This window comes from Streptococcus parasanguinis, assembly GCF_001069785.1.
In the GTDB taxonomy this organism is placed as follows: Bacteria; Bacillota; Bacilli; order Lactobacillales; family Streptococcaceae; genus Streptococcus; species Streptococcus parasanguinis_T.
In genome coordinates, this window is record NZ_JVSR01000015.1 from 1 (window position 1) to 7667 (window position 7667).

The following is a 7667-nucleotide window of genomic DNA, read 5'->3' on the forward strand; positions in this document are numbered from 1 at the left end:
TCGACAATCCAAAAATAATTGAGAGGCTAGGACTTTTGTCCCAGCCTCGTGTTTTAGCCTACAAAAGCATTGATTTCTGCTTCGATATTTGCAATTTTTTCTTTAGCATCTGCTTCAGATTCACCAACTGTAGCGATGTAGAATTTGATTTTTGGTTCTGTACCTGAAGGACGAACGGCAAACCATGAATCATCAGCCAAGATGTATTTAAGAACGTTGCTTGGAGGAGTTGTCAATTTTTCAACGCCGTCAGCAGTAGTTGCTGTTTGTTCCAAGAAGTCTTCTGTCTTAGCAATGTCTGTGTTGTTAAATTGTTTAGGAGCATTGCCACGGAATTTATCCATAATTTTCTTGATTTCAGCAGCCCCGTCCACACCTGAAAGGGTAACAGAGATGGTTTTTTCTGCGAAGTAACCGTATTGTTTGTAGATTTCTTCGATACCATCTGCCAAAGTCATACCACGTGAGCGGTAGTAAGCTGCGATTTCAGCAACGATAAGAACGGCTTGGATAGCGTCTTTGTCACGTACGAATGGTTTGATCAGGTAACCGAAGCTTTCTTCGAAACCAAGCATGTAAGTGTGGTTGTGTTGTGTTTCAAATTCATGGATTTTTTCACCGATAAATTTGAAACCAGTCAAGACGTTAAACATAGTTGCGCCGTAGCTTTCTGCAATCTTAGTCACCAACTCAGTTGATACGATTGATTTACAGAGGGCAGCATTGGCAGGAAGGGTACCAGCTGTTTTGTGAGCTTCAAGAATGTATTTAGCAATGATCGCTCCGATTTGGTTACCAGAAAGGTTGAGGTAAGAACCATCTGGTTGGCGGATTTCAACACCAAGGCGGTCAGCATCTGGGTCAGTTGCAACCAATACATCAGCGTCTACTTTGCGGCCAAGTTCTTCAGCAAGAGCAAAGGCAGCTTGGTTTTCAGGGTTTGGAGATTTAACAGTTGAGAAGTCAGCATCTGGAACGGCTTGAGCCTCAACAACTTGAACAGCTTCAAATCCAGCTTGGGCAAGAGCACGACGAGCCAACATTTCACCAGTACCATGAAGTGGAGTGTAGACAATCTTCATGTCGCGTCCGTATTCATTGATCAAGTCTTGGTTGATATTAACGCCTTTCACTTCTTTCAAGTATTCAGCGTCGACGTTTTCACCGATAACTTCAATCAAGCCGTTAGCTTTGCTTTCTTCAAGGTCAGCCAATTTCACAGCGAATGGATTTTCGATAGCACGGATGTAATCTGTCAATGCATCAGCATCTGCAGGTGGCATTTGTCCACCGTCTTCACCATATACCTTGTATCCATTAAATGGAGCAGGGTTGTGGCTGGCTGTTACCATGATCCCAGCAAATGTGTGGAGGTGACGAACGGCAAATGACAATTCCGGTGTTGGACGTAGGCTTTCAAATACATAAGATTTGATACCGTGAGCAGCCAAAACTTGAGCAGATTCAAAAGCAAACTCAGGAGAGAAGTGACGGCTGTCGTAGGCGATCGCAACACCGCGTTTCTTCGCTTCCTCACCTTTTGAGTCGATCAATTGGGCCAACCCTTCAGTTGCTTGGCGAACAACATAGATATTAATACGGTTAGTACCAGCACCGATTAAGCCACGCATACCAGCTGTACCGAATTCAAGGTTGGTATAGAAGGCATCTTCTTTTGTTTTTTCATCCATTGCGACCAACTCATCACGAAGGTAAGCTGGTAATTCAGCAAAGTCGAGCCATTTTTGGTAGTTTTCTTGATAGGTCATGCAAGCGTCTCCTTTTTGCTTATAATTTAATCGCTTACATTATAGCAAATTTTTTCAGAAAATTCTAGCGATAATTGTAAATCTTTTCAAAAAAATAGAGCTAATTCACCATCAAAAAAAGCCAAGATAAATTGGTCTTGGCTTGAAAGGTTATTTTAATTTTTCAAGAGATGGAACGACTGCACTGGTAATGAGTACTGTCGCAATGACTTCGATGAGAGAGTTGGTAGATACAATCAAGGCTAGGAAATGTTGAATCCCACCACCGAAGCTATTTCCAAAGAAGAAATAAATCCCACTTAGAACGAAAACAGTATTGGTCATAGAGCCGACAATTCCAGCGATCACAAGTCCAGTACGATTGCGAATCCAACGATAGACAAAATAAGGGGTTACCCCGATGAGAATCCGAGGGACTATGGCAATGATAAGGGAGTAGAGATTCCCGTGAGGGACAAAGGGACTAAAGAGATAGCTGGCGGGTGTTATAACCAGGGTATTCATAGTGAGGCTAAAGAGTCCCATGAGGAGTCCTAAGATAGCTCCAATCCGTGGACCGTATATGATAGAGGCGATCACGACAGGAATATGAACCAAGGTTGGTTGAATTCCTGATGGAACAAATTGCAGAATGAAGGACGTCACAAAGTGAATGGTGATCATCACCGCAAAAAAGATGGCAATTCGTGAAATAGAAGATGATTTTCTCATAAACAATTCTCCTTAACAGTTTCTACAATAGTTTCTACAGGCGCTAGAGCTCCAGCACCTTTGTCCCCACAAGCAAGAACAGCATCACGAGGTTGGATAATCTGGTAACCATAGTCTTGTAAGAGCTTTAGATTTCGTTGGGTAGCGGGATGTTCTAACATTTTTGTATTCATAGCAGGGGCCAGTAATTTTTTTGAGGTCTGAGGCAAGGCTAGAGCTGTGCTAGTGACCATATTATCTGCAAGTCCCATAGCCAATTTAGCAATGGTATTGGCACTGGCTGGCGCGACAAGAAAGAGGTCAGTTTCTTTCCCAATGTCGATGTGCTCGATCCGCTGTGGATCGTCTTCCATCATAACATCTAGCCCTACTTGGTTTTTTGAAAGAACTTGCAAGGTTAAAGGGGTGATGAATTTTCTGGCTGAAGGAGTCATGAGGACCTTCACTTCAAAGCCCAATTTGGTTAGTTGGCTGGTAATGTCAGCCGCTTTATAGGCGGAAATACTACCGGTAACCGCTAAAGTAATGTGTGTCATATGTTCCTTTTTATTTGATATAACGTAGGATAGCCTCTGCGATTTCTGTCTTCGTAGAAGCTTCTAGGACCTGTTCATCTGTCACTAGATAGGCTTGATGCTGGCCGTTCTGAATCTTGGTCAGATCATTGGCAACGATCATGCTGGCATGATTTTTAACCAGGCTTTCACGCGCTACCTGGATCAACTCTTCAGAAGAAACGTCGACTAAAAGCTTAAAGCCGATCAGTTGAATAGCAGGGTTCCATTCTTTGACGAGCGAGATAATCTTGGGATTTTTCTTTAGAAAGAGTACTTGGTATTCCTCTTTGGAAGAAATTTTCGCTTCCTGATTTTCTCGATGGATAAAGGTATGAAGGTCTTGAGCTTTCTCAACTTCCTCAAGGCTTGTCATGTAAACAGGTGTGTAGTCTGAAACAGCCATAGCGTGAATCAAAACCTGATGTTGAGGGACTTCCGTTTTCATTTGTGTGAGAAGTTCTTCGACATTCTGGATCAATAGAAGTCGAAGCTGTGGGTGAGGATCAGGTTTAAGAGCGGTAGGCGTTGTGATCAAGGTCACCTGATGTCCCTTAGCAAGAGCCATTTCTGTAAGGATTTTCCCTAGGCTCCCGGTGGAATGATTGGTGATCGAACGAACACTATCAATGGCTTCGCTCGTCCCACCTGATGTAATTAAAATATGCATATGCTTATTTTACACAAAAAAGATACGTAAGTAAAGTTCTGAAGCTATTAGGATTAACTATGTATAGTCATAAAATTTAGATAAAAAACGAACGTTCGATTCAAAAGGTGGAAAAACCATGTTATTTTCGCGAATTTTAGGTATAATAGATCTATCAAATATAAAGGAGTCCCTTATGAAAACAGATATCGAAATTGCTCAAAGCATTGAACTCCAACCGATTGTGGACGTTGTTAAGAAAATTGGTTTGGTTGACGATGATCTTGAATTGTATGGAAAATACAAGGCAAAATTGAGCTTTGATAAGATTCGTGAAGTTGAGAAAAATCCAGTAGGAAAACTTATCTTAGTCACTGCGATCAACCCAACTCCAGCTGGAGAAGGGAAATCAACCATCACCATTGGTCTAGCAGATGCTTTGAATAAAATCGGTAAAAAAACCATGATTGCCATTCGCGAACCTTCTTTAGGTCCAGTTATGGGGATTAAAGGTGGTGCTGCTGGTGGTGGCTATGCCCAAGTTCTACCAATGGAAGACATCAACCTTCATTTCACAGGGGATATGCATGCGATCACAACGGCTAATAATGCCCTCTCAGCATTGATTGATAATCATTTGCATCAAGGAAATGAGCTAGGAATTGACCAACGTCGGATTATCTGGAAACGGGTAGTGGACTTGAATGACCGCGCTCTTCGTCATGTTTCTGTTGGCCTTGGCGGTCCTTTAAATGGGATTCCGCGTGAAGACGGTTTTGATATTACCGTTGCTTCTGAGATCATGGCCATCCTTTGCTTGGCGACAGATATTGAAGATTTGAAACGTCGTTTGGCCAACATTGTTATTGGTTACCGCTATGATCGTAGTCCAGTTTATGTCCGTGATTTAGAAGTAGAAGGGGCTCTTGCCTTGATCCTCAAAGATGCGATTAAGCCAAACTTGGTTCAAACCATCTATGGTACACCTGCCTTTGTTCACGGTGGTCCATTTGCCAATATCGCCCATGGATGTAACTCTGTGTTAGCAACGACGACAGCTCTTCATTTAGCCGACTATACGATTACAGAAGCTGGTTTTGGGGCTGACCTCGGTGCTGAAAAATTCCTCGATATTAAAACTCCAAACTTGCCTACATCACCAGATGCGGTTGTGATCGTAGCGACTCTCCGTGCTCTTAAGATGAACGGTGGAGTGACCAAGGATGCTTTGACTGAAGAAAATGTAGAGGCTGTTCGTGCTGGTTTTGCCAACTTGAAACGTCACGTTGAAAATATCCGTAAGTTTGGCATTCCTGCAGTGGTTGCTATCAATGAATTTATCACAGATACAGAAGCAGAAATTGCTGCTTTGAAAGAATTGTGTGCTGAAATTGATGTACCAGTTGAGCTTGCGAGCGTATGGGCGAATGGTGCTGACGGTGGAGTTGAACTTGCTGAAACCTTGGTTAAAACCATCGAAACAAGTCCAGCTAACTACACACGCTTGTATGATAACAACCTTTCTGTTGAAGAAAAAATTGAAAAGATTGTTACAGAGATTTACCGCGGTACGAAGGTGAATTTTGAGAAGAAAGCTAAGACACAAATTGCCCAAATCGTGAAAAATGGTTGGGATAAGTTGCCAATCTGTATGGCCAAAACACAATATAGCTTCTCTGATAATCCAAATGCCTTGGGAGCTCCTGAAAACTTTGAAATCACTATCCGTGAAGTGGTTCCAAAAATGGGAGCAGGCTTTATTGTCGCTTTGACTGGGGATGTCATGACCATGCCTGGTTTACCAAAACGTCCAGCTGCTTTGAATATGGATGTGGCTGCTGATGGAACAGCCATCGGTTTGTTCTAATAGCTAGATATCTAAAAACAACTTCTGTTCAAATGAGCAGAAGTTGTTTTGGTCTTGTTAATCAATCATTATTCAGTAAGGAGTTGGCACCTGATTTTTCGATAGATTATGATGAGCTGTAGGGTCATGGGAATCCAGATAAGGGGTTCGCAGAGAATGACCCCCATGTAGCCGGTGTGAGGAATAATCCACAGAACGAAGAAAATTTTTCCAAACAATTCAATAAAACTGGATGTGAGTGGGGTTAATTTTTTACCCATTCCCTGTAGGGCATTTCTCAGGATGATGAGACTCGCCAAAATAGGATAAAAGCAAGAGCTGATCTGTAGATAAAGACTGGCATTTGCAATGAGATCAGGATTTGTCGAGCCGGAAATAAAGCTGGTTAAAGACGGACTTGTGAAGAATAGAAGAGCAGCAACCAAGACAGACCAAACCCAAGAAAGAAGGTTGGCAATGGTAACGCCTTTTTTGATCCGCTGGAATTGCTCTGCGCCAAAATTCTGCGAGATAAAGGTTGTGATACTTGAGGCGATAGCTGTAATTGGTAAAACGGCAAAGGACATGATACGACGGGCTGCGACCTGTGCACTGATAATGGTTGTTCCAAGCTGATTAATAGCGGATTGGAGGATAACCGTTCCAATCGAAACGATGGAAGTCATGAGGCCCATGGCAAGGCCCTGACTTAGCAGATCCTGATAAAGCTCCTTTTCCCAAACAAAATCCTTGCGATGCGGGAGCAGAAAAGGGACCTTCTTACGAATATAGAGAAGACAAAGAAGGGCCGAAATACCCTGGGCAATAATGGTCGCAATTCCAGCGGATTGGACTCCGAGATGGAGTTGGGTAATAAAATATAGATCGAGAAGAATATTGAGAATGGCAGCGATAATCAGGAAGTAGAGTGCCGCTAAGCTATCGCCAACCGCTCTAAGAAGTCCAGCGCAAAGATTATAGGCAAAGGTCACAGCCACACCATTGACAATAGTGGAGATATAGAGATAAGACTGAGACACAATTGCTGATGGGGTCCCTAAAAATTGGAGCAGGGGATAAAGTCCGACAGCACCAATGAAGATCACGAAGAGACTGAGAATGCAACCAATAATAGCAGTTGCGGCGACTGATTTTCGTAATTGGTCTTCGTTTTTGGCTCCATAATTTCTCGCGATAATAATCCCCATCCCATTTCCAACACCGACAGCAAATCCAACGATCAAATCAAATATGGCAGAGGTTGCTCCAACGGCGGCCAAAGATTTTTGACCTAAAAAACGCCCTACAATCATGACATCCGAGGTATTGTAGAGTTGTTGAAAGATATTGGACAAAAGAATAGGAAAGGCAAAACTCAAAAGAGCGGGTAAAATAGGACCATCTATGAGGTCCACACGCTGAATTCTTTTCATAGTGTCATTATACCAACTTCAGGAACCAGCGACAAGCGTCGATAGTTGAAGGCCCTTACATTTTTTGGTATAATCAGGGCAGAAAAGGAGGCTTTTATGAGCTTAACCAGTCAATTAATCACGGAAACGTTCCCAGATCTGGACAAGGTCGAGAGGCTGAATATCGAGGCATTCCCAGAAGAAGAGCGAGTTCCTTTGTCTGAATTCCTGCGTTACACGGACAATGACGATGCTAATTTTTTTGCTTTTTATAACGAAGAAGAATTTGTAGGCTTTGCTTTTTCTATCTATAATCAGAAAGCTTTTTATGTTAGCTTCTTTGCCATTATGCCCCACCTACGTAGCCACGGTTATGGTCAAGAAATCATTGAAAAATTGGTAGAATTTTACCAAAGAACCATGATTCTTGAAGTGGAACGTTTGGATGAAGAATGTGACAATCTAGAGCAACGTCAGTCTCGGATGGATTTCTATAAGCGAAATGGATTTAAAACTGCTAATGCTTTTTTAGAATACGAAGGACTGAGCTTTGAAATTCTCTATCGGGGTGATCACTTTGATGAAGAGGCTTATCGCGATATTTTCCGTAAACTGCAGGAAGAAAATTATTTCGACTTCCGCATTAAATATAGACGCTTTAGTGATCACTAGACAAGAAAGAGGCTGGGACAAAAGTCCTAGCCTCTCAATTATTTTTGGATTGTC

General features: G+C 42.4%; 7 protein-coding genes. 2 read left to right on the forward strand and 5 right to left on the reverse strand.

Annotated elements, in window-relative coordinates; genetic code table 11:
• Positions 1-53: 53 nt before the first annotated feature.
• From ADG03_RS01110 to ADG03_RS01125, 4 genes are all read right to left on the reverse strand, one after another.
• A complete protein-coding gene (locus ADG03_RS01110; protein WP_049471707.1) occupies positions 54-1769 on the reverse strand; it encodes a phospho-sugar mutase in 1716 nt (571 codons plus the stop codon).
• A gap of 150 nt (positions 1770-1919) precedes the next feature.
• Positions 1920-2480 carry an ECF transporter S component gene (locus tag ADG03_RS01115; RefSeq protein WP_003011870.1) on the reverse strand — a complete coding sequence of 187 codons (561 nt, stop codon included), beginning with the start codon at positions 2478-2480 and terminating at the stop codon, positions 1920-1922.
• Complete coding sequence (coaC, locus tag ADG03_RS01120) at positions 2477-3016, reverse strand: phosphopantothenoylcysteine decarboxylase (RefSeq protein WP_049471708.1); 540 nt, start codon at positions 3014-3016, stop codon at positions 2477-2479. The genes ADG03_RS01115 and coaC overlap by 4 nt, the downstream gene beginning before the upstream one ends.
• Before the next feature lie 10 nt (positions 3017-3026).
• On the reverse strand, positions 3027-3704 hold the full coding sequence (locus ADG03_RS01125; RefSeq protein ID WP_049471709.1) for a phosphopantothenate--cysteine ligase: 678 nt from the start codon (positions 3702-3704) through the stop codon (positions 3027-3029).
• A gap of 175 nt (positions 3705-3879) precedes the next feature.
• Here ADG03_RS01125 and ADG03_RS01130 point away from each other — a divergent pair, with 175 nt between their 5' ends.
• Positions 3880-5550, forward strand: coding sequence for a formate--tetrahydrofolate ligase (locus ADG03_RS01130; protein ID WP_049471710.1), 1671 nt, complete (start codon positions 3880-3882; stop codon positions 5548-5550).
• Between the two features lie 68 nt (positions 5551-5618).
• Here the strand turns inward: ADG03_RS01130 and ADG03_RS01135 are convergent, their stop codons facing one another.
• Positions 5619-6962, reverse strand: a complete 1344-nt coding sequence (locus ADG03_RS01135; RefSeq protein ID WP_049471711.1) for an MATE family efflux transporter — start codon at positions 6960-6962, stop codon at positions 5619-5621.
• 96 nt (positions 6963-7058) lie between these two features.
• Here ADG03_RS01135 and ADG03_RS01140 point away from each other — a divergent pair, with 96 nt between their 5' ends.
• Entirely contained in the window at positions 7059-7613 is a 555-nt protein-coding gene (locus ADG03_RS01140; protein ID WP_049471712.1) for a GNAT family N-acetyltransferase, read from the forward strand.
• Positions 7614-7667 lie beyond the last annotated feature (54 nt).

Bases quoted from the DNA above. Each gene is read 5' to 3' on its own strand.
- ADG03_RS01125 (WP_049471709.1), bottom strand. From the start codon at position 3,704: ATGCATATTTTAATTACATCAGGTGGGACGAGCGAAGCCATTGATAGT.
- ADG03_RS01140 (WP_049471712.1), top strand. From the start codon at position 7,059: ATGAGCTTAACCAGTCAATTAATCACGGAAACGTTCCCAGATCTGGAC.
- ADG03_RS01115 (WP_003011870.1), bottom strand. From the start codon at position 2,480: ATGAGAAAATCATCTTCTATTTCACGAATTGCCATCTTTTTTGCGGTG.
- ADG03_RS01135 (WP_049471711.1), bottom strand. From the start codon at position 6,962: ATGAAAAGAATTCAGCGTGTGGACCTCATAGATGGTCCTATTTTACCC.
- ADG03_RS01130 (WP_049471710.1), top strand. From the start codon at position 3,880: ATGAAAACAGATATCGAAATTGCTCAAAGCATTGAACTCCAACCGATT.
- coaC (WP_049471708.1), bottom strand. From the start codon at position 3,016: ATGACACACATTACTTTAGCGGTTACCGGTAGTATTTCCGCCTATAAA.
- ADG03_RS01110 (WP_049471707.1), bottom strand. From the start codon at position 1,769: ATGACCTATCAAGAAAACTACCAAAAATGGCTCGACTTTGCTGAATTA.